The sequence below is a fragment of the Tenacibaculum sp. AHE14PA genome, assembly GCF_019278465.1.
Classification (GTDB): domain Bacteria; phylum Bacteroidota; class Bacteroidia; order Flavobacteriales; family Flavobacteriaceae; genus Polaribacter; species Polaribacter bernardetii.
This window is the reverse complement of record NZ_CP058983.1, coordinates 1,021,258-1,043,612: the sequence shown is the minus strand read 5'-3', so window position 1 is coordinate 1,043,612 and position 22,355 is coordinate 1,021,258. Positions and strand designations below refer to the sequence as shown.

Below are 22,355 nucleotides of genomic sequence, written 5' to 3'. Positions count from 1 at the left end.
AAAGGTATAAAATTTAATTCAATTTGAATAGATTTTAACTTTGCTTTAAATAAAACTTGATTGGTTTTTGGTTGTTTTTACACCTTTCTCAAATTTTGCTCTTAATGTTTTCATATCATCACTTACCTTACGTTCAATCACTTTAGCATAAATTTGTGTTGTTGAAATGCGAGAATGACCTAAAAGTTTAGATACTGTTTCAATAGGTACGCCATTACTTAAAGTTACTGTTGTAGCAAATGTATGTCGTGCCAGATGAAATGTTAGATTCTTTTCTATTCTGCATAAATCTGCTATTTCTTTTAAATAAGCATTTAATTTTTGGTTTGACATTTTTGGAAATACAGTAGCATTTGCTAATGCTTTTGGATTTTCTTTATACTTATTAATTAAAGTAAGTGCTTTAGGTAGTATAGGAATTCGTAAGGCATTATTTGTTTTCTCTCTTTTCATAATTAACCACAACTCGCCATCTATCCCATAATTAATATCACTTGCTGTTAAGTTTATTACATCAATATAACTCAAGCCGGTGTAACAGGCGAAAACAAATAGATCCTTTACTAATTGTAATCTTTCAATTGAATAATCTTTTTCTTCAATTTCGTTCAATTCCATTTCAGTTAAATAGCCTCTTTCTACTTTTACAAATTTAGATTTGAAGTTTATAAACGGATCTCTTTCAATCCATTCCAGTTTATAAGATAGTGTAATCATTTTTCTAAAGCGTTCAATATGCTTCATTACAGTATTGTTACCCATTGGTTTTTGGTGATCTGTGGGTGTGAAATTTCTTAAGTATTTTTCAAACTTTAAAATGAAATTATAATCCAATTGCTTTAAATACATATCTGTAACTTTATATTTTACAAAAATGAAATCTGCAATGTACCCTTGTGTTGTGAAGTAATTTTTTTGAGTACCCCATTTGAGTTTCCCTACCATATCTTCATTATGATATTTTATGATATCATTTAAAGAATAATTTTGTTCATCTTCTTTTAGGTAACGAGCCTTAACGGTTTGAGCTGAAGTAATCTTACCTTCGGATTTTAATTCGTTTTTGGATTGGTGAAGCTCTGAAGATACCTGGTCCAAATATGCGTTAATAATTCGAGCCTCTTGGTTGGTTCCTTTTACTTTGTTTTTGGCAGAGCTCCAAAATTCAATTTTAATTTTTCGTTTGAGGCTAATTTCTGCTCTTTTCCCATTTACCGTTATACGTGCATAAAGAGGTGCTTTTCCATTTTTAGCTTTTGATAGTTTGAGCCAAAACAGAATACTAAACGTTGTCGAAGTTTTCATATCTTTCGTCTTTAGTTAAACATTTGTTTACTGACGAAAGTCAAATCAATAATTCGGTTACCTATATACCTATTATAAAATGGTAACCGAATAGGTCACTTTTTTAATCAAATAATATCAAATCTTATGATTGCTTAAAAATCATAAAACCTCGATAATCTTACGATTACCAAGGTTTTGATGTTAATTGATTATTAATTTTGTCGGGGTGGCAGGATTCGAACCTGCGACCTCCTCGTCCCAAACGAGGCGCGATGACCGGGCTACGCTACACCCCGAATAATTATCGGTGTGCAAATGTATAAAAAATAAACACATCTGAAACAAAAAATATTAAAAATTTTCAGAAAAGAATATAGCTTTAGTTTATTGCCTAATAATCAAAATATATATTAAAAAAAGATAATAGAACTAAAAAAAAATTACATTTGTAATTCCAAAAAAATTAAGACGATGGCAGAAAAAATTAAATGTTTGATTATTGGTTCAGGACCAGCAGGATACAGTGCTGCAATATACGCTGCAAGAGCAGATATGAAACCTATTATGTATACAGGTATGCAAATGGGGGGGCAGTTAACAACAACTACCGAAGTAGATAATTACCCAGGATATCCAAACGGAACTGATGGAACAGCAATGATGAACGATTTACAAAAACAAGCTGAACGTTTTGGTACAGATGTTCGTTTTGGAATGGTTACAAAAGTTGATCTAAGTACAGAGATTGGTGGTATTCATAAAGTTATTGTTGATGAAACTATCGAGATAGAGGCTGAAACAATAATTATTTCAACAGGTGCAACAGCTAAATATTTAGGATTAGAAAGTGAACAACGTTTAATTGGTGGTGGAGTTTCCGCTTGTGCTACGTGTGATGGTTTCTTTTATAAAGGACAGGATGTTATTGTAGTTGGAGCAGGAGATACTGCAGCAGAAGAAGCAACGTATTTAGCAAATATTTGTAATAAAGTTACAATGCTAGTGCGTAAAGATCATATGAGAGCTTCTAAAGCAATGCAGCACCGTGTAGATAAAACAGCAAATATTGAAGTATTATATAATACTGAATTAGATGAGGTTTTAGGAAAAGATGTTGTTGAAGGTGTTCGTGTTGTAAACAACCAAACAAAAGATAAAAAAGAAATCGCAGTTACAGGAGTTTTTATAGCGATTGGACACAAACCAAATTCTGATTTATTTATAGATGTTTTAGATATGGATGAAGTTGGTTATTTAATAACCAAAGGAAAGTCTACGAAGACAAATTTACCAGGAGTTTTTGCAGCAGGTGATATACAAGATAAAGAATACCGTCAGGCAGTTACTGCGGCAGGATCAGGTTGTATGGCAGCTTTAGATGCTGAGCGTTATTTAGGAGCTTTAAAATAAGTAACTAAGTTACTCTTAGAATAAAAAAAGCTTCCAAATTTGGAAGCTTTTTTTATGATTAATATTTTTGTTCTTCTATTGATTTCGTAATAGTCGACTCTGTAGTTCCTGTATGTTTGGTTGTTTTACTTTCAATAAGCATAATCAAACATTCTTTTTTTGCGGATACTCGATGATTTACGCCTTTTTTAACAACAAATAAATCTCCTTTAGTCATTGTAAAACTAGGCTCATTTTCAATTTCCATTAATAAAGAACCTTCAGAAATAAAAAACAGTTCATCTTCGTTTTCATGATTATGCCAAGGAATATCTTCTCCTCTAATCTTCGCTAATTTTACATATTGATCATTAACTTCTGATATTATCTTAGGAGAAAAATAATGTTCTATAGTTTTAAATTCGGCGTTTATATTCATGATAGGAAGATTTTAACTAGATGTTTTTTACAAAATCTAAAAACACTTTTTTATGACGGTCAAGATCCATATCAGGAGAAAGAGACACGCGTGCAATATAATCTTTGTCACCTTCTTTAGTGGTTCCTTGTGTTGATGTTGCTGGTATCGTCCAATAACAACCTTTTAATTGTCCGTAACTTACACAGTATTTACTTTCATTCGGAATCTCAGTAATCATTAAATTGATTAACTTTAAATTTAAAGCTCTTTTATAGGTTTCTCTTTCTTCATCAGAATTTCCTTTTGTTGGAAGATCTAAAGAAAAAACAGAAGGAGTAAAGCCTTGTTCAGCTAATTCTTCTGATACAAAATTAATTTTAGCAGCAGGTAAAACCTCCTGAATAAAGTTTACAAATTCACGGGTGTTTTTATAAGCATCTATAATTCGCTGATTCATAGAAGGCATTTGTTTTGCTAATATTTCATACTGAAACTCTGTAGCTTCATTATCGCAAAGATTTAAATGCATTTCTATTTTATCGATTAATGCAGTTGTTTTTTCGTTACCAATACAATAACCAGCAGTACATTGTCCACCACTAGGAAATTTAGATCCACTAGCAAAAGAAATTGTTCTTACAGTTGATAGAATTTCATTTTCACCTAAAAAATGAACATTCGGACAAAATGTTTGATCTAGAATAAAAACAGGATCAATGGCTATTTCTCCAGAAGAAGTTGTGCGTTTTTTACTTAAAACTTCTTTCAATTCTATAAGGTTAGGAACTTCAACTCTAGGGTTTGTAGGTATTTCAGCAATAATATACGGAACAGCATCTTGGCTAGCGATTTTTGCCAACACAATTTCAATACTCTGTACCATATCATTATCACCATCTACCGGTAAATCTACAATTTCAACATTTTCAATACAAGCAGCAACACGCCTTGCTTGGTCATTTGTTCCTCCATAACAATTAGGTGGTACAATTATTTTTATATCTTTTCCGTTATTTTTCTCTAGGGCGTCATGTATCAGTCCCATTAAAATAGCATACTGAATAGATAATCCGCTTGATGCTACTAATGGTTTTGTATTTGCTCCAGTAATTTTTTTAATAGAATTTAAAACACTCGCTTTATTTGAACTATCAATTTTTTCATTTTCAATGGATGTTTTGCTCGTTAAAGCTTTTAAGGCCATAAGAGAATTACTAGGTGTCATAGCAACAGTTTCTCTTCTTCTTACATGCTGAATATCTGAAATATAACTTTCGTTCTTCTCGCCGTTTATAACTAAAACACTTCCTATTTGAGAATGAATATTGATGAAAAAATCAATAGCAGTATTTAAGTTAAGTGAACCAGTTTCATCTTGCTGAGAAATGAATATTGTGCTACCATCAAATTCAGGAGTTTCAGCTGTTTCTTTAAGTTGCTTCAACTCAAATTTATAACCATAAACATGCTGAATAGTTTTAATATCAAAATAGTCAGGTAACTCACCTTTATAAACTATTTGAGTGTTTTTATTTTCTAATAAATTTTTTCTTAAGATTGCTAAAACAGGAACTGTCTTAGAATCAAAACTAATTACGTTTTCTGATTTAAGGTTGTTTAAATTGGCAATTCCCCATTCTAAAACACAAGATAACGGGTGTCCTAAACGAATATAATCATATGCAGTTGGTAACTGATCAAGTGCTTTTAATTCAGAATTATTATTGTTGTATAAAGTTTCAAACTTCTCTAAAAATTCTGTTTTTGCTAATTTTTCATTATAAATATCTAATCGATGTGTTGTAATATTTAACCAACCTGCTGGCATATTTTTTAGTACATCTTTAATATAATTTACTATTTTATTCTCTTGCATAATATTCACTTTTAATAGGTTGCAATATACGTTAATTAGATTTTTTTAAAAATATTGCAACACGTTTTGTTAAGCTTTGTTTATCGCTTATTAACGTTATTTTATTAATGTTTTATAAGTAGTCAAATAAGAATAGTTTACTTACAATTATCATTGTTTATTATTGCTTTTTTTTGCAATTAATATAGTGTGTGTTTCAAAGGTTGAATCTGATTTTTTATACTCTTTTTCAATTATGTTGGTAATAAGCATATTATGGAGTTTTAATTCTTTTTTGATCGTTTCTAATTCATGATAATAAAAGTAAACGCTGTTTCCTGAACTCCCTGATATGAATCCTGATTTCTCGGGATACCCGTTTACAAAACTTAAATATAAAACACCTTTATTATCTAATATGTTAGCACAATCTGAAATAAGTTTTGAGCAATCTTTTTTTGATAAATAAGGAATTATAAATCCGCATATAATTCCATTAAAAGTATTTTGTACTGTTTTTAAGTTTCGGCAATCTAAAACCTGCGTTTTAATAGTAGGATTATTCTTTTTAGCTAGGCTAATCATGTTCGTTGAAACATCTGTAGCTAAAATTTTTAGAGTAGGGTTAAGGCGTAAAATTTGATTTGTAATGTTTCCTGGTCCACAACCAATTTCAAGTATAACCGTATTTTTTTTAGATAGTAAATCGCAAAATATTTTATAAGTGCCGTTGTATAAGTCAAGCTCCATAAACTTCTCCTCATATTGTTTTGCAATAATATTCCAAGTTTTGTGTGTTTCTATATATCGATCTTCCATGTGATATAAAATATTTGTAAAACAGCTATTATTCGGTTTTATTAAATTTTCGGTTCTTACTATTTATAAATTGATGTGTTCGTTTATTAAAACTAATAATTTTACCTAAGCTATCTCTTTTAAAATGAAACCATAACTCTGCATCAACATCAAAAAATATATCTTTATCATAAGCATAAATCGGAATTGATTTTCGAATGATATTTCGCCTTACAACCTGAAACTTAAGGGTGTCATTTTCAATTAAAATGTTATTCCACAAAACTTTACTTTTTTCAAAGAGATAATTACCAACATATTTTTTTAGTTCTTTGGAAGTGATTTTTTTGGGGTTAATAAATTTATTTCGTTGTACTCGTCTTTTTTTTAGATTATACTTTTCACCATTTTTTAAAACATAAAACTTATTTTTCCCTGTTTCTGATGAATCTATTTTATTAAAATAATTAGACCAAAAAGTGTTGTCGTAAATAGCAACATATTTATCTCCAATTACTTCAAATTCATTTTTATGAACAATAATAGCCGTGTTTTCATCAACACCGATACCCAATAATTTTGGTTCAACTTTTAATAACTTAAACATATCATACTGTCGGTTTCTTTCTAAGTGATGTTGGTCGAAAGCTGTGTTTGTAACAAAACCAAAACCAGTATTAAAATCATTAAAGATTTTATAATTATCATTTGGTTTTCGTCCACCTCTTGCTAAATAAGAACCTTGAATAGAAGCACCAGCGGAATGACCGCCAATAATACCGCCACGATTTAAAACATTCTTTAATTCGGTATGTGTTTTTGTATTTAAATAAGCAGCCGAAGTTCTAAACGACCTGCCACCGGTAAGCCAAACAGCAGTAGCAGTTTTTAACGGTTTTATAAAATTATTACTATTTGAAATAAGTGTGTCTCTTGTATGCATAAACTTAATACTGTCAAAACCACGAGAAATAAATTGTCTTTCTAAAATTTTAAAATCAGGATCGTAATTTATCGAGTTTTCATCAAAAGCAGTTGGGATTACCACAAGTTTTGCCGATTTTTCTCCTGCTAATTCATAAAATACTTGCCACATTTCATCAGTCATTCCTCCTCCACCAATTAAAAGCGTTCCATTTTTAGGGCCAATAGATTCATTTTTAGTTTGATTTAATTTATTCTCTTTATGACAACTAGTGAAGAATATGATGAAAATTAAAAATATTGGCGCTAGGTTAAAATTCTTGAATACTACTTTTCTGATTTTCATAATGTGTTTTGTTTCTATAAGTAACCTTATTGAGTTATAAATAAGAAGAAAGTTTTATTTTTTTGTTGGATGGTTTTTTTAAACAAAAACTATTGTTTAAAAATACTATTAATAACTTAAAGTTAAGGGAATAAAAAAAGACCGTCAAAAATTAATTTGACGATCTTTAAACAAACAACTAAATTCTAAAACCTATAAAGTTTAAGAAGATTTTAAATCAGTAATTAGCTATTACAGTTAGATAACAAATTGTTACGCTAACAACTTTGGCTAATTATGAAATATATTATTACTTAATTCCTCTTAGAGGATTAGAAGCAGTACTTATTTTCTGCTTTTAATTTTTCTGCAATAGTGTTACGTAACTCAACTACGTTAGGGTAGTTTGCGTACTTTGTAAAACGCTTAAGACCCATTAACATCATACGTTGCTCATCACCTTCTGCAAAAGAAATAATTCCTTCTTTAGCATTTTTGATAATGATATCTACAGCGTTGTATAAATATAACTGAGACATTGCAATTTGCTCTTTTTGAGAAGCTTCACCAGAACGTTTTGCATTCTTTTCAGTTCTTAAAATAGCAGATTCTGCCATGTAAACTTCAATTAAAATATTAGAAGCAGCAGTTAATAATTGTTGGTGCTGTTCTAAGTCTGGTCCGTATTTTTGAATGGCACCACCGGCAACCATTAAGAATACTTTTTTAAGCTTCGCGATGATTTCTTTTTCTTCAGCAAATAACTCTGAGTAATCTGGAGTATCAAAAGAAGGAATACCTAATAATTCGTTACCAACAGCTGTTGCTGGCCCTAATAAATCAACATGACCTTTCATTGCTTTCTTTACTAACATACCAACAGAAAGTAATCTGTTAATTTCGTTAGTTCCTTCGTAAATACGAGCAATACGAGCATCTCTCCAAGCAGACTCCATTGGAGTTTCTTCTGAGAATCCCATTCCTCCAAAAATCTGAATTCCTTCATCAGCACAATCTTGTACATCTTCAGAAACAGCAACTTTTAAGATAGAACATTCGATTGCATATTCTTCAACACCTTTTAATTCAGCTTCTTGATGACTGCTTCCTTCTGCTTCACGCATTGAAATTCTGTCTTCAATATTTTTAGCAGCTCTATACGACGCAGATTCACCTACGTAAGAATTAGTTGCCATTTCAGCTAATTTCATTTTTATAGCACCAAACTCTGCAATAGGAGTTTTAAATTGCTTACGTTCTGTAGCATATTGTGTAGCGTAAGTGATTACTCTTCTTTGAGAATCTAAACAAGCAGCGGCTAATTTAATACGACCTACATTTAATGCATTCATAGCGATTTTAAAACCACCACCACGAGTAGATAACATATTTTCTACCGGTACTAAAGTATCGCTAAAGAATACTTGACGCGTAGAAGAGGCACGAATACCTAATTTGTGTTCTTCTTCACCTAAAGTGACTCCGTTAGGATTTGCTTTGTCATATTCTAAGATAAAACCAGTAATATTTTTGTCATCACCAATACGAGCAAAAACGATAAAAATCTCAGCAAAACCTGCATTCGAAATCCACATTTTTTGACCGTTGATCTTATAGTTTTTTCCGTCTTCAGTTAACTCGGCAGTTGTTTTACCAGAGTTTGCATCCGATCCAGCACCTGGCTCTGTTAAGCAGTAAGCACCAAAACGCTCACCCATTGCTAAAGCAGGAACAAATTTTTGTTTTTGTTCTTCGGTACCATATAAAGTAATTGGCATTGTACCAATACCTGTATGCGCACCAAAAGCAGTACTAAAAGAACCTGTACCACTTGAGATATAATCACAAGTTAACATGGTAGAAACAAATCCCATTCCTAATCCGCCATAAGCTTCAGGAACAGACACACCTAAGAAACCTAATTCACCAGCTTTACGCATAGTTTCTTCGGTTAAAGCATAATCTTTCTGTTCGAAACGTACTTTATGAGGAATGATTTCACGGTCGTTAAATTCTTTAACCGCTTCTTTCATCATTACTTGTTCTTCAGAAAAATCTTCTGGTGTGAATATATCTTCACATTTTGTTTCTTTTACAAGGAATTGACCTCCTCTTAATAAATCTGCCATTTTTGTTATTTTTTGTTGTTAGTTTAAGAATTCGAAAATACCTGCAGCACCTTGACCAGTACCTACACACATTGTTACCATTCCGTATTTTCCTTGCATATTACGCTTGCGCATTTCGTCGAATAATTGAACAGATAATTTTGCTCCAGTACATCCTAATGGGTGTCCTAATGCAATTGCTCCACCATTTACATTAATGATGTCTGCATCTAATCCTAATTCGCGAATTACAGCTAATGATTGCGAAGCAAATGCTTCGTTCAATTCAATTAAGCTAATATCTTCTTGTTTTAATCCTGCTTGCTTTAATGCTTTTGGAATTGCAGCAACTGGTCCGATTCCCATAATTCTAGGTGGTACTCCAGCGGCAGCATAACTTACCATACGAGCAATTGGTTTAAGGTTTAATTCTTTCACCATATCTTCACTCATAACCATTAAAAAGGCAGCACCATCACTTGTTTGAGATGAGTTACCAGCAGTAACACTTCCGTTCGTAGCAAATACTGGCTTTAAACGTTCTAAACCTGCAATGTTAGATCCTTTACGAGGTCCTTCATCTTTGGTTACTGTATATTCTCTTGTTGCGCGTTTTCCGTTTGCATCTACATAAGTTTCTTCAACTTTAATAGGAACAATTTGATCTTGAAAACGGTTTTCTTCTTGTGCTTTTAATGCTTTTAAATGAGATTGTAAAGCAAACTCATCTTGGTCTTTACGAGAAACGTTGTATTTCTTAGCAACTTCTTCTGCAGTATTTCCCATACCCCAGTAATAATCTGCATGACCAGCTGCAACTGTATCGTAGTTTAATTCTGGTTTAAATCCTGTCATTGGTACAGAACTCATACTTTCAGCTCCACCTGCAATAATACATTCAGCCATTCCTGATTGAATTTTTGCAACTGCCATACTAATAGTTTCTATTCCTGAAGAACAAAAACGGTTTACGGTTACTCCAGGAACATCCTCTGTTTTTAATCCCATTAAAGAGATTAAACGTGCCATATTTAAACCTTGAGAACCTTCTGGCATTGCATTACCAACAATTACATCGTCGATACGACTTTTGTCAAAATCAGGTAACTGCTCCATCATATATTCGATAGTTTCAGCAGCTAATTCATCAGCTCTTTTAAATCTGAACGCACCTCTTTTAGACTTTGCTATGGCGGTTCTATATCCTTTTACTATATATGCTGTTTTCATATTTCTTAGTTTCTTAATGGTTTACCAGTTTTTAACATGTGCTGAATACGCTCTAATGTTTTGCGCTCTGAACATAAACTTAAGAAAGCTTCGCGTTCTAGGTTTAATAAATACTGTTCAGAAACTTTTGTTGGTTCTGATAAATCTCCACCAGCCATTACGTAGGCTAATTTATTTGCAATCTTCTGATCGTGTTCTGATATAAAATTACTTGCTTGCATAGAATCCGTTGCTACCATAAATGCACCTAATGCTTGTTTACCAAGAACTAATACATCTTTACGTGCAGCAGGTTGTGTATAACCAGCTTCAGCCATTAATACAGCGTGCTTTTTAGCTTCAGCAATTTGACGTTCTCTGTTTACAACAACTACATCTTTTCCTTTTTCTAATAATCCTAAATCGAAAGCTTCATAAGCAGAAGTACTTACTTTAGCCATACCAATAGTTAAGAAATACTCTTGTAATACGTTTAACTGAACATCTCCGGTACGGAAAGTGTCAGAAGCACGTAAGGCCATTTCTTTAGAACCACCACCACCAGGGATAACTCCAACACCAAATTCGACTAATCCCATATAGGTTTCAGCAGCGGCAACTACTTTATCTGAGTGTAATGATAATTCACATCCACCACCTAAAGACATACCATGTGGTGCAGCAATTGTAGGAATAGAAGAGTAGCGCATGCGCATCATTGTATCTTGAAAATACTTGATAGCCATGTTTAATTCGTCATATTCTTGCTCTACAGCCATCATAAAAATCATTCCGATATTTGCTCCAACCGAGAAGTTTGCTCCTTGGTTACCAACAACTAATCCTTGGAAATCTTTTTCAGCTAAGTCAATCGCTTTATTTAATCCAGCTAAAACATCGCCACCAATGGTGTTCATTTTAGATTGGAATTCACAGTTTAAGATTCCATTTCCTAAATCTTCAATAACAACTCCTGAGTTTTTAAATACTTCGGTAGTTTTACGAATATTATCTAAGATGATAAATGAATCTTGACCTGGCTTTTTAGTTTGTGCTTTAGAAGTAACATCATAAAAGTAAGTTGCTCCTTCTTTAACTGTATAGAAAGAAGTTTCTCCTTTAGCTACCATTTCGGTAACCCAAGCAGCTGGCTCTTTTCCTTCAGCTTTTATTAATTCGATACCTTTTTCTACACCTACAGCATCCCAAATTTCGAAAGGTCCATTTTCCCAACCGAAACCAGCTTTCATAGCATCGTCAATCTTATATAATTCGTCAGAAATTTCTGGAATTCTATTTTGAACATACGCAAACATTGCTGCGAAGTTTTTACGGTAAAATTCACCCGCTTTATCTTTTCCGCCAACTAATACTTTAAAGCGATCAATTGGTTTGTCAATAGTTTTTGTTAATTCTAAAGTAGCAAAAGAAGCACGTTTTTTAGAACGATATTCCATCGTATCTAAATCTAACGTTAAAATTTCTTTCTTTCCTTCAGCATTTACTGATTTCTTATAGAAACCTTGCCCTGTTTTACTTCCTAACCATTTATTGTCCATCATAGTGTTAATGAAACCTGGTAGTTTAAATAATTCGTGAGCTTCGTCGTTAGGGCAGTTTTCATAAATACCGTTAGCAACATGTACTAAAGTATCTAAACCAACAACATCAACAGTTCTGAAAGTTGCTGATTTTGGGCGACCGATCACCGGACCGGTTAATTTATCAACTTCTTCAACAGTTAACCCTAATTCTTTTACTTGGTGAAATAAAGATTGAATTCCGAAGATTCCAATTCTGTTACCAATAAAAGCAGGTGTATCTTTAGCTAATACTGAAGTTTTTCCTAAGAATTTAGAACCGTAATCCATTAAGAAGTCAGTTACTTCTTGTTTACAATCAGGACCAGGAACAACTTCGAATAATTTTAAATAACGTGGAGGGTTAAAAAAGTGAGTTACCGCAAAGTGCTTTTGAAAATCTTCACTTCTTCCTTCATTCATAAATTTGATAGGAATACCTGAAGTATTAGAAGTAATTAAAGTACCAGGAGTACGATATTTTTCTAATTTTTCGAAAACGATTTTTTTAATATCTAATCGTTCAACAACAACTTCCATAATCCAATCTACATCGGCAACTTTAGCAATGTCATCCTCTAAATTTCCAGTAGTAATTCTACTTGCAAATTCTTTTTTATAAATAGGAGATGGCTTTGATTTTAAAGAAGCTGTTAAAGCGTCATTAACCAAACGATTACGAACAGCTTTGTCTTCTAACGTAAGTCCTTTTGCTTTTTCTTTGTCGTTAAGTTCTCTAGGAACAATGTCTAATAATAAGACTTCAACGCCAATGTTAGCAAAATGACAAGCAATACCGCTTCCCATAATTCCAGAACCGACGATTGCTACTTTTTTAATTCTTCTTGTCATTTGTTTATAGGTTTGTTTTTATACAGCTTTTTTATTGGTACTATTATATACCGTTTTTTCTGTAATAAGTTTGTTTATGGTTGTTGTTACTTTAAAAAATAAATTTAATTCTTCTTCAGTAATATGTTTTCGTACTTCGTTGTTAAATTGATAGACATGACCTTTTGAAATTTGACGCATTTCTTTACCGTAATCTGTAAGTTTTATAATAACGCTTCTTCCATCGGTAGGACTTTTTTCTCTGCAAACAACACCTTTATCTTCCATTGTTTTTAATAACCTAGAAAGGCTTGTAGGCTCCATTCCCATTAACGGACCTAAAGCAGTTGATGGAGTTCCTTTTTCAAAATCTATATTCAATAAAACAAAAGCAGTTGCCATCGTACTGTCATGCTTTGCAGCTTGCTCATTGTACATTTTTGCAACAGCTTGCCATGTGGCTCTTAGTTGGTGATCTATTGATTTATTTTTATCCATGTGAAGCCAAAGATACAGAAATTTATTATGCATGCATAGTATTTTTGAAAAAAGTTATGCGTGCATAGTAAATTTAACACTGAATTAATATGTAACGTTTGCTTTAAAGATGTTACTAATCAATGTAAAAATATGTAAGTTTGTCATTGCTGGTTTGCGACAAACAGCAGCTAATCAACTATAAAATCGATGAATAATTTATTAGAAATTAATAATGTAGTAAAGCGTTACGGTGATTATACGGCGTTGAATAATGTGTCATTGCAAATTCCTAAAGGAAGCGTTTTCGGGCTTTTAGGACCAAACGGAGCAGGAAAAACATCTTTGATTAGAATCATTAATCAAATTACAATGCCTGACAGTGGTGAAATTATTTTAGATGGAGAAAAACTAGCTCCTAATCATATAGAGTATATTGGTTATTTACCAGAAGAACGTGGTTTGTATAAATCGATGAAAGTTGGTGAGCAAGCTTTGTATTTAGCACAGTTAAAAGGATTGAGTAAAGCTGAAGCCAAAAAACGACTGAAATATTGGTTTGATAAATTTGATATTGGTGCTTGGTGGAATAAAAAAATTGAAGAGCTTTCTAAAGGAATGGCACAAAAAATACAGTTCATCGTAACGGTATTACATCAGCCCAAATTATTAATTTTTGATGAGCCTTTTTCTGGTTTCGACCCGATTAATGCACAATTAATAGCAAAAGAAATTTTACAACTTCGCGATGAAGGAGCAACCATAATATTTTCTACACACAGAATGGAATCTGTAGAGGAAATGTGTGATTATATTGCTTTAATAGATAAATCTAACAAGATTTTAGACGGTAAGTTAGATGATATTAAAAAAGAGTTTAGAACAAATACTTTTCAGGTAGGTGTAAACACGGCAAATCCGAAAGATGTTGAAGCTAAGTTGAAAGAGAGCTTTAATGTGCTACCAGCTGATTTTAAATTGTTAAATGATGGATTAAAATTAAATGTACAATTAACCAACGGTAATTCAGCAAATGATTTATTGTCATTTTTAACAACCCAAGGACAAGTACAGCATTTTGTTGAATTAATACCAAGTGCCAACGATATTTTTATTCAGGCAGTAAATAAAAACAATTAAAAGATGAGCAGATTACGATTAATTATAGAACGTGAGTTCATTGCTAAGGTTAGAAATAAATCGTTTATAATGATGACTTTTTTAAGTCCGTTATTAATGATTGGTATGGGTGCGCTGGTTTTTTTCTTGATGAAAAAAAATGACGAAAAAGTTAAGAAAATAGTTTATGTAGATGAGTCAGGTTTGTTTTCTAAAGATATCTTTAAAGATTCTAAAACAGTTAAATACGAAGATTTTACAGCACTCGGAATTGAAGAATCTAAAAAGAAGGTAGAAGATGGTGATTATTACGGAGCGCTATACATCCCTGAAATAGATAGCTTGGAAGTATTGGCAAATTCAATTGAGTTTTTCTCAAAAGATTCGCCAAGTATGTCAATCATGGGGAATTTAGAAAGCAAGGTTGATAAAACATTGCAAAACGAAAAATTAACAAAATTCGGCATTGATTTAGCACAAATTAAAGCATCAAAAATGTCGACAGATATAAAAATGTTTAATTTCTCAGGCGAAAAATCTTCTAAATTAATAAACGGATTAAAAATTGCAATGGGTGGTTTAGCTGGTTATTTATTAATGATGTTTGTGATGATTTATGGTACTTCGGTAATGCGAAGTGTTATTGAAGAAAAAACAAGTAGAATAATTGAAATAATTGTTTCTTCAGTAAAACCTTTTCAGTTAATGTTAGGTAAAATTATAGGTAATGCATCTGCAGGTTTGTTGCAATTTTTCATTTGGGGAATTTTATTGTTGATATTTAGTTTAGTAGCTTCATCAGTTTTTGGAGTTGATATGATAGAAATGCAATCTGCAAAAGTACCCGCAGAACAAATGGAAGCGATGCAAAAAGCAGCAGGAGGTAAAGGTGAAATGATTATTCAGGAAATACTTAGGTTGCCTTTGTTAAAAATGTTTTTCTTATTTATTTTCTATTTCTTAGGAGGTTATATGTTGTATAGCTCATTATTTGCTGCAGTAGGAGCCGCAGTTGATAATGAAACCGATACACAGCAATTTATGATGCCAATAATGTTGCCTTTAATTTTAGGAGTATATGTTGGTTTCGCTACAGTAATGAACGATCCTCATGGGCCTGTATCCGTAATTTTTTCATACATTCCTTTTACATCACCAATTGTAATGTTAATGCGTATTCCGTTTGGTGTAGCTTGGTGGGAAATAGCAATATCAATGTTAATCCTAATCCTTACATTTATGCTAATTGTATGGTTTGCAGCAAAAATTTACCGCGTAGGTATTTTAATGTACGGTAAAAAACCAACGTATAAAGACTTATGGAAATGGATTCGTTATAACGGTTAAATAATTATTTAAAATGAAAGATATATTAAAAGAGATCACAAGTTTTTTAAACATTAAAGTGCCTTTAGGGGGCAAGGAAATAGATATAACAGTAAAAACAATTTTATTGTTAATTATAGCCTTTATAATAGTAAGGTTTATTCTTAAGTATTTTAAAAAATTTGTAAAGAATAGGTTAGAAAAAGAGGATGAAAATAAGTTTGATACTATTTTTTCTTTTGCAAGTTGGCTTCTTTATTTAATTGTTTTTTCAATAAGTTTATCTTCTGCAGGAGTTAATTTAAGTGCTATATTAGTAGCGTCATCAGCATTATTAATAGGTATTGGTTTAGCATTGCAAACTTTTTTTCAAGACATTATATCTGGTGTTTTTATCATTCTTGATAAAAGTGTACATGTGGGCGATATTATAGAGTTAGATGATAAAGTTGGTAGGGTAGAAGAAATAAAACTGCGTACTACAAGAGCTGTAACGATTGATAATAGAGTATTGGTAATTCCTAATCATAAGTACTTAACGAATAGTTTGTATAATTGGACTCAAAACGGAACCACAACTCGTGAAAGCGTAAAATTAGGTGTAGCCTATGGAAGCGATGTGCAGTTGGTTAAAAAATTATTGTTATCGGCAGCAATTTCTCATCCAAAAGTTTTTAGTCATCCAGAGCCAGTAGTATTTTTTGAAAATTTTGGAGATAGTTCTTTAGATTTTAAACTTGTTTTTACATTAAATGATAGTTTTCAGGCACAAATACCAAAGAGCGAATTACGATTTAAGATAGATGAATTGTTTAGAGAAAACAATATTTCAATTCCGTTTCCTCAAAGAGATATTCATATTATTGAAAAGAAAGCATAGTGGCTTGGTTCTTACATTTTAAAAATTATTAAAAAGATAATACATATATGTCGAAAATATTAATAATAGAAGATGAAGCTGCAATCCGCAGGGTGTTAAAAAAAATTATTTCAGAAGAAAATGATGCGTATCAGGTTGAAGAAGCTGAAGACGGATTATCAGGATTTGAAATGATTAAAAACAATGATTATGATTTAGTTTTATGTGATATTAAAATGCCAAAAATGGATGGTGTTGAGGTGTTAGAAAAAGCTAAAAAAATGAAACCAGAAACGTCTATAGTAATGATTTCTGGACATGGAGATCTTGATACCGCTGTAAATACGATGCGTTTAGGAGCATTCGATTATATTTCTAAGCCGCCAGATTTAAATCGTTTATTAAATACGGTTCGTAATGCTTTAGATAAAAAAGAATTGGTTGTAGAAAACAAGCGGTTAAAAAAGAAAGTAAGCAAGAATTACGAAATGATTGGTGAGAGTGATGCGATTACTCACATTAAAGAAATTATTGAAAAAGTAGCAGCTACCGATGCACGCGTTTTAATTACTGGTCCGAACGGAACCGGAAAAGAGTTGGTGGCACATTGGTTACACGAAAAATCAGACAGAGTAAAAGGGTCAATGATTGAAGTGAATTGTGCTGCGATTCCGTCTGAATTAATAGAAAGTGAGCTGTTTGGTCATGTAAAAGGATCTTTTACAGGAGCAAATAAAGATAGAGCAGGTAAGTTTGAAGCCGCAAATGGAGGAACTATTTTCTTAGATGAAATTGGTGATATGAGTTTATCGGCGCAAGCAAAAGTATTGCGTGCTTTGCAAGAAAATAAGATTCAGCGTGTAGGCTCTGATAAAGATATAAAGGTAAATGTGCGTATTGTAGCAGCGACCAATAAAGATTTAAAAGAGGAAATTGCAGAAGGAAGATTTAGAGAAGATTTATACCATCGACTAGCGGTAATTTTAATAAAAGTACCAGCATTAAATGATCGAAGAAATGATATTCCGTTATTGGTAGATTTCTTTTCAGAGAAAATATCAACAGAACAAGGAATGCCAAAGAAAGGCTTTTCGAAAAGTGCCATTAAATTGTTGCAAGAATATGATTGGACAGGTAATATTAGAGAGTTGCGTAATGTCGTAGAACGTTTAATTATTCTTGGAGAGAAAGAAGTGTCAGAAAATGATATAAAATTATTTGCAAGTAAATAGGGATAGTAAAATTACGATTAAATATAAATACCTAGAAGATGTTTTAAAACATTTTCTAGGTATTTTTCGTTAAATAAAATTCCTGTATTCATATAGCACGTTATTTCATCATTTTTTTTGCAAAATTATAAGCACCTAATTTACCAAGATTTGTTGCCAATGTTCTTATCCAATTAGCAATTGACAAATCTTCTTTTAACTGCTCTTTTATCAGTTTAATTTCTTCAACAGAAATATCACGTTTAAGACGTAGTTTTTTTAATTCGGTAGTTATTTCTTGGCTGTTTTTATAGTGTTTCTTCATCATCAAAATATTTTTCAGATAAACTTTTAATAACAAAGTTATCTATACGGTTTCTTACTAAATACGCAATAAGTCCAAAAACAAAAAACAGTAATGCAACTAATATATATCCTAAAAAAGGATTGTTTAAATACTTACCAATAACTGATGACATTGCAACAGCTAAAAATATAAAGGCAATAAGTATAAAAATACCTATAATAGCAAAATTAAAAATCATGCTAAGAGAAGAGGTTAAAACCTGAAAAACTTTTAACTTATAGTATTTTTCAGAATTTTTAATAAAATCTTCGCCTTTTTCGATCGCTCTTTCTGAATTTGTGTGTAAAGATTTAAAAACAGACATTATTTAGTTTGTAATTTTTTATTCTTAGCCTTTAATGTTTTAAGACGCAATTCTAAGTTAGAGATTACATCTTCAGCCTTGTAACTAGCGTCCGTAATAATGGTGTCTAATTTTTCTTCTAACGTATGACTTTTTGTACTTAAAGTATCAGAAACATTGTTTTTTAAAGCTTCAGCTCTTGTAGCAACTTCGTCTTTAAGGTGTGTAGCTTCTGTAACAATAGTTTCTTTTGCAGAAACAGCGCCATCTGCTATTTTTTGTCTTGTTTTACTTCCTTTATCTGGTGCAAATAACACCCCAATTCCGGCACCAACTGCCATTCCTACTAATACTCCAAAAATATTTTTATCATCACTCATGTTTATCTTGTTTTTAGGTTAATAATTATTGATACTACAAAGGTAATTGAGAAGAGAAGCAAGGCTTGACTCAAAAAATATTAATGTTAACTCAATAGCTATTTTTATGCTGTTTAATGCTTTTTCTTGCTTATTTTTGATAAAAATTAAGGTTTATGGCAGTTTTAGGAGGTATTATAAAAGGAATTATTGATATGGCAAACGTATTAGTAAAGAGTGATAATCATATAGAAAATCAAGAAAAGGTTTTAAATGACTTATTAACTACAGCTAAAAATACACAGTTTGGTAAGCAATATAAATTTGAAGAGATCTTAAAAACACCACAATTAGCAGTTCCGTTTGCTAAAGAAGTTCCTTATTTTGATTATGACACAATGAATAAAGAGTGGTGGTTTAAGTTACATGAAGGACAAGAAAATGTAACATGGCCTAATAGTCCAGATTATTTTGCGTTAAGTTCAGGTACAACAGGATCAGAAAGTAAAAGGATACCTGTTACTAACGAAATGTTAGAAGCTATAAGACAATCTGGAATTAAACAAGTGTTGGCTCTTAAAAACTTCGATTTGCCTTCTGATTTTTTTGAGAAAGAAATTATGATGTTGGGTAGTTCTACCGATTTAAATCAACGAAAAGATGACAAAGAAGAAGGTGAAATAAGCGGTATAACTGCAAGTAATATTCCGTTTTGGTTCAAAAGTTATTATAAGCCAGGTGAAGATATTGCTAAAATTGGAGACTGGGATACACGTGTACAAAAAATTGCTGAAGATGCAGAAAAATGGGATATTGGTGCTTTAAGCGGTATTCCTTCTTGGATAGAATTAATGTTGCAAAAAGTAATAGCATATCACAACCTAAATAATATTCACGAAATATGGCCAAACCTTCAAGTCTATACTTCAGGAGGTGTGGCGTTCGGCCCATATGAAAAAAGTTTTAAAGCTTTATTAGGAAAAGAAGTTACGGTGATAGATACCTATTTAGCATCCGAAGGATATATTGCAACACAAGTAAGACCAGAAACAGACGCAATGCAGTTAAATACAAATGAAGGTATTTATTTTGAATTTGTTCCTTTTAAACCCGAGTATATACTCTCGGACGGATCGTTAAAAGATGACGCACCTTCTGTTGGCTTAAAAGATGTAGAATTAAATCAAGATTATGTTTTAATAATAAGTACGGTAAGTGGTTTGTGGAGATATCTTATTGGTGATACAATTGAATTCACGGATGTTGAAAGAGCAGAAATTAAAATTACAGGTCGAACTAAGTTTTTCTTAAACACGGTTGGGTCGCAATTATCTGTTAATAAAATGGATGCAGGAATGAAGCATTTAGAAGAGCAGTTTAATACACAAATAACAGAATATACTATTTGTGCAAAACGACATAAAGATGATGAGTTTTATCATACTTGGTATATCGGAACAGATTTAAAAGAAGATGAATCGCTAGTTGCTGAAAAATTAGACACATTTTTAAAAGAAGCAAATAAAAATTACAAAGTAGCGAGAAGTAAAGCTTTAGAAGGGGTAAAAGTGAATATAATACCTGCTGCTATTTTTCATAGTTGGAGCGAGAGAAATAAGAAAAAAGGAGGTCAAGTAAAAATGGAGAGAGTTATGGGAAGTGAGAAATTTACAGAGTGGGAAGCCTTTGTAAAAGAAGCTTTAAAAGCTTAAGGTTTTAAAGTAACATTATCACGATCGTTAACTAGTTGCATAATTTCTTCTGGAGATAAATAATAACGCTTCATTCTGTTTTTATATGTTTGTGTTATATCGGCATGATTTAAAATGAAGTTTTTAGTTTTCATAATATAATCTTCCATTCCTTGCTGAACAGCAAAATGATCCGCTTTTCTTTCGGCGTTAATAATGTGTTTTTCGAGAAGGATATATTTAAAACCAAACCATATTAATTGAGAATTACTCATTTCTTCATAATCCATAATATGCCCAAGTTCATGACCAATCCAACCAACAAACACATCATAAGGAATATCTCTTGTTCTTAATTCGGTACCTGAGATTTTAAATTTTTCGCTGATGAAAATAACATAATGCCTTGGTTTTTTTCCGAATAAAACGGTTAAAAACTCAGGTTGCGCTTGCATAGTCGATTTTTTAATGTCCTTTTTAAATTTAAAAGTAATAGGTATGTTTTCTAAAGAAGGAAAGTACGAAAGTGCTTTTGTAACCTTGGTTAAAATTTCTTTAGGAATTGTTTTGTTTTTTAAATTGCTCATAGGTATAATTAAGTTGCATCAAAAATAATAGAAAAACTACAGTTAAATTAACGTATATAAAACTATAATTAACTCTTTTAGCTTATATATTTAAAAAGATAAGCTAAAAACTTGAAATAGTATAAAGTAATAACTGTAACTGTTAGGTATAAGTAAAATTGATATAAATATAAAAAATTAGCATCAATTTTTTTCTGTTCTACTTGTTTTGCTTGGTATATTTGTACTCGTTAAAATGAATAATAATCAATAAAAAAATATAAAAATGGCAACAGCAGTAGGTAAAAAATTTCCAGATTTAAATGTAGATGCAATGAACGAAATGGGAGATACGTTCAAAATAAATGTTTTAGAAGAAGCAGTAAATAACAAGAAAAAAGTATTGTTATTCTGGTATCCAAAAGACTTTACTTTTGTTTGTCCTACCGAGTTACATGCTTTTCAGGCAGCATTAGGAGAATTTGAAAAAAGAAATACAATTGTAATTGGTGCCTCTTGTGATACTCCAGAAGTTCACTTTGCATGGTTAAATCAATCAAAAGATAACGGAGGAATTGAAGGTGTTACATACCCAATTTTAGCAGATAGTAATCGTAATTTATCATCAATCTTAGGGATTTTAGATATTTCTGATGAGGTTTTTGATGAAGCAACTCAAACAGTACAAGTTGTTGGAGATAATGTAACATATAGAGCTACTTATTTAATTGATGAAGAAGGAACTGTTTTTCATGAAGGAATTAACCACATGCCAGTAGGTCGTAATGTAAATGAATTTTTACGTTTAATTGATGCTTATGCTCACGTTCAGAAAAATGGAGAAGTATGTCCTGCAAACTGGGAAGAAGGTAAAACAGCAATGAAGCCAAACGCAAAAGGAACAGCTGAGTATTTAGCAGCAAACTAATAATACTAAGAAAGGAGCACGTTCGTGTACTAATTGGGGGATGAAATACACGAACTCCTTTTTAATAAAATAAAACTATGGTACAAGAATTAAGTCAAGATAATTTAGCAGATTTAGTAGCAAACAATAAAAAAGTAGCGGTACAGTTTTCGGCAACTTGGTGTGGTAATTGTCGTATTATGAAACCAAAATTTAAGAAATTAGCTTCTGAAAATGAAGCAATGGTTTTTGTAATTGTTGATGCAGAAAAATTTCCTGAAAGCAGGCAATTGGCAGATGTAAGTAATTTACCAACTTTTGCCACTTTTGTAGATGGTAAGTTTGTAAACCAAGCACAAACCAATAAGTTTGATGTGTTAAAAGATTTAGTAAACGAAGTAATATAATTTCTATCAGCCTGCGCAAAGTAGCGATACTATAATAATAAGGTCTCAACTTTGCT

Annotated in this window: 21 protein-coding genes and 1 tRNA gene; 8 read left to right on the top strand and 14 right to left on the bottom strand. The window is 31.7% G+C overall.

Translation table 11 applies throughout. The annotated features are described in order from the left end of the window. Nucleotides 1-45: 45 nt before the first annotated feature. Together H0I30_RS04735 and H0I30_RS04730 are read right to left on the bottom strand one after the other, a co-directional pair. Nucleotides 46-1,305, bottom strand: coding sequence for a site-specific integrase (locus H0I30_RS04735; protein WP_218773160.1), 1,260 nt, complete (start codon nt 1,303-1,305; stop codon nt 46-48). Nucleotides 1,306-1,508: 203 nt separating this feature from the next. Beyond that, nucleotides 1,509-1,583 (bottom strand) — tRNA-Pro (locus tag H0I30_RS04730). Between the two features lie 175 nt (nt 1,584-1,758). Between H0I30_RS04730 and trxB the strand changes: the two genes are divergently transcribed. Further along, complete coding sequence (trxB, locus tag H0I30_RS04725) at nt 1,759-2,697, top strand: thioredoxin-disulfide reductase (RefSeq protein ID WP_218773159.1); 939 nt, start codon at nt 1,759-1,761, stop codon at nt 2,695-2,697. A 58-nt stretch (nt 2,698-2,755) separates the two neighbouring features. Here the strand turns inward: trxB and H0I30_RS04720 are convergent, their stop codons facing one another. The 8 genes from H0I30_RS04720 to H0I30_RS04685 form a co-directional block, all read right to left on the bottom strand. Further along, nucleotides 2,756-3,115, bottom strand: a complete 360-nt coding sequence (locus H0I30_RS04720) for a cupin domain-containing protein (protein ID WP_218773158.1) — start codon at nt 3,113-3,115, stop codon at nt 2,756-2,758. A 16-nt stretch (nt 3,116-3,131) separates the two neighbouring features. After that, nucleotides 3,132-4,973, bottom strand: coding sequence for a PLP-dependent transferase (locus H0I30_RS04715; protein WP_218773157.1), 1,842 nt, complete (start codon nt 4,971-4,973; stop codon nt 3,132-3,134). Between the two features lie 150 nt (nt 4,974-5,123). Continuing rightward, on the bottom strand, nt 5,124-5,771 hold the full coding sequence (locus H0I30_RS04710) for a class I SAM-dependent methyltransferase (protein WP_218773156.1): 648 nt from the start codon (nt 5,769-5,771) through the stop codon (nt 5,124-5,126). A gap of 28 nt (nt 5,772-5,799) precedes the next feature. Beyond that, complete coding sequence (locus H0I30_RS04705; RefSeq protein WP_218773155.1) at nt 5,800-7,020, bottom strand: cyanophycinase; 1,221 nt, start codon at nt 7,018-7,020, stop codon at nt 5,800-5,802. Between the two features lie 311 nt (nt 7,021-7,331). Beyond that, on the bottom strand, nt 7,332-9,128 hold the full coding sequence (locus H0I30_RS04700) for an acyl-CoA dehydrogenase family protein (protein ID WP_218773154.1): 1,797 nt from the start codon (nt 9,126-9,128) through the stop codon (nt 7,332-7,334). Between the two features lie 18 nt (nt 9,129-9,146). Then, on the bottom strand, nt 9,147-10,337 hold the full coding sequence (locus H0I30_RS04695; protein WP_218773153.1) for an acetyl-CoA C-acyltransferase: 1,191 nt from the start codon (nt 10,335-10,337) through the stop codon (nt 9,147-9,149). A 5-nt stretch (nt 10,338-10,342) separates the two neighbouring features. After that, nucleotides 10,343-12,748, bottom strand: coding sequence for a 3-hydroxyacyl-CoA dehydrogenase/enoyl-CoA hydratase family protein (locus H0I30_RS04690; RefSeq protein ID WP_218773152.1), 2,406 nt, complete (start codon nt 12,746-12,748; stop codon nt 10,343-10,345). An 18-nt stretch (nt 12,749-12,766) separates the two neighbouring features. Continuing rightward, the gene (locus H0I30_RS04685) at nt 12,767-13,225 is read right to left on the bottom strand and encodes a MarR family winged helix-turn-helix transcriptional regulator (protein ID WP_218773151.1); all 459 of its coding nucleotides are present in this window, start codon (nt 13,223-13,225) and stop codon (nt 12,767-12,769) included. A 189-nt stretch (nt 13,226-13,414) separates the two neighbouring features. Here H0I30_RS04685 and H0I30_RS04680 point away from each other — a divergent pair, with 189 nt between their 5' ends. The 4 genes from H0I30_RS04680 to H0I30_RS04665 are packed head-to-tail and all read left to right on the top strand — an operon-like array spanning nt 13,415 to nt 17,740. Then, nucleotides 13,415-14,344 carry an ABC transporter ATP-binding protein gene (locus tag H0I30_RS04680; protein ID WP_218773150.1) on the top strand — a complete coding sequence of 310 codons (930 nt, stop codon included), beginning with the start codon at nt 13,415-13,417 and terminating at the stop codon, nt 14,342-14,344. Nucleotides 14,345-14,347: 3 nt separating this feature from the next. Next, nucleotides 14,348-15,670 carry an ABC transporter permease gene (locus H0I30_RS04675; RefSeq protein ID WP_218773149.1) on the top strand — a complete coding sequence of 441 codons (1,323 nt, stop codon included), beginning with the start codon at nt 14,348-14,350 and terminating at the stop codon, nt 15,668-15,670. Nucleotides 15,671-15,683: 13 nt separating this feature from the next. Continuing rightward, nucleotides 15,684-16,529 (top strand): mechanosensitive ion channel family protein, encoded by an 846-nt coding sequence (locus H0I30_RS04670; protein ID WP_218773148.1) that lies wholly within the window; start codon nt 15,684-15,686, stop codon nt 16,527-16,529. A 47-nt stretch (nt 16,530-16,576) separates the two neighbouring features. Then, nucleotides 16,577-17,740, top strand: coding sequence for a sigma-54 dependent transcriptional regulator (locus H0I30_RS04665; protein ID WP_218773147.1), 1,164 nt, complete (start codon nt 16,577-16,579; stop codon nt 17,738-17,740). Nucleotides 17,741-17,840: 100 nt separating this feature from the next. On the opposite strand, the gene H0I30_RS04660 is transcribed toward H0I30_RS04665, so the two are convergent. From H0I30_RS04660 to H0I30_RS04650, 3 genes are read right to left on the bottom strand one after another with little or no spacing between them, the layout of a single operon-like run. Further along, on the bottom strand, nt 17,841-18,047 hold the full coding sequence (locus tag H0I30_RS04660) for a hypothetical protein (protein WP_218773146.1): 207 nt from the start codon (nt 18,045-18,047) through the stop codon (nt 17,841-17,843). Then, nucleotides 18,028-18,390, bottom strand: a complete 363-nt coding sequence (locus H0I30_RS04655) for a hypothetical protein (RefSeq protein ID WP_218773145.1) — start codon at nt 18,388-18,390, stop codon at nt 18,028-18,030. The genes H0I30_RS04660 and H0I30_RS04655 overlap by 20 nt, the downstream gene beginning before the upstream one ends. Continuing rightward, complete coding sequence (locus tag H0I30_RS04650) at nt 18,390-18,749, bottom strand: YtxH domain-containing protein (RefSeq protein WP_218773144.1); 360 nt, start codon at nt 18,747-18,749, stop codon at nt 18,390-18,392. Before H0I30_RS04650 ends, H0I30_RS04655 begins: the two co-directional genes overlap by 1 nt. Nucleotides 18,750-18,904: 155 nt before the next feature. Between H0I30_RS04650 and H0I30_RS04645 the strand changes: the two genes are divergently transcribed. Next, complete coding sequence (locus H0I30_RS04645) at nt 18,905-20,440, top strand: GH3 auxin-responsive promoter family protein (RefSeq protein ID WP_218773143.1); 1,536 nt, start codon at nt 18,905-18,907, stop codon at nt 20,438-20,440. Here the strand turns inward: H0I30_RS04645 and H0I30_RS04640 are convergent. Then, nucleotides 20,437-21,006: a hypothetical protein gene (locus tag H0I30_RS04640; protein ID WP_218773142.1), complete on the bottom strand. Its 570-nt coding sequence runs from the start codon at nt 21,004-21,006 to the stop codon at nt 20,437-20,439. The two genes, H0I30_RS04645 and H0I30_RS04640, sit on opposite strands and share 4 nt — an antisense overlap. Before the next feature lie 265 nt (nt 21,007-21,271). Here H0I30_RS04640 and H0I30_RS04635 point away from each other — a divergent pair, with 265 nt between their 5' ends. After that, on the top strand, nt 21,272-21,913 hold the full coding sequence (locus H0I30_RS04635; protein ID WP_218773141.1) for a peroxiredoxin: 642 nt from the start codon (nt 21,272-21,274) through the stop codon (nt 21,911-21,913). Between the two features lie 77 nt (nt 21,914-21,990). Further along, a complete protein-coding gene (locus tag H0I30_RS04630) occupies nt 21,991-22,299 on the top strand; it encodes a co-chaperone YbbN (protein ID WP_218773140.1) in 309 nt (102 codons plus the stop codon). Nucleotides 22,300-22,355: the final 56 nt, after the last annotated feature.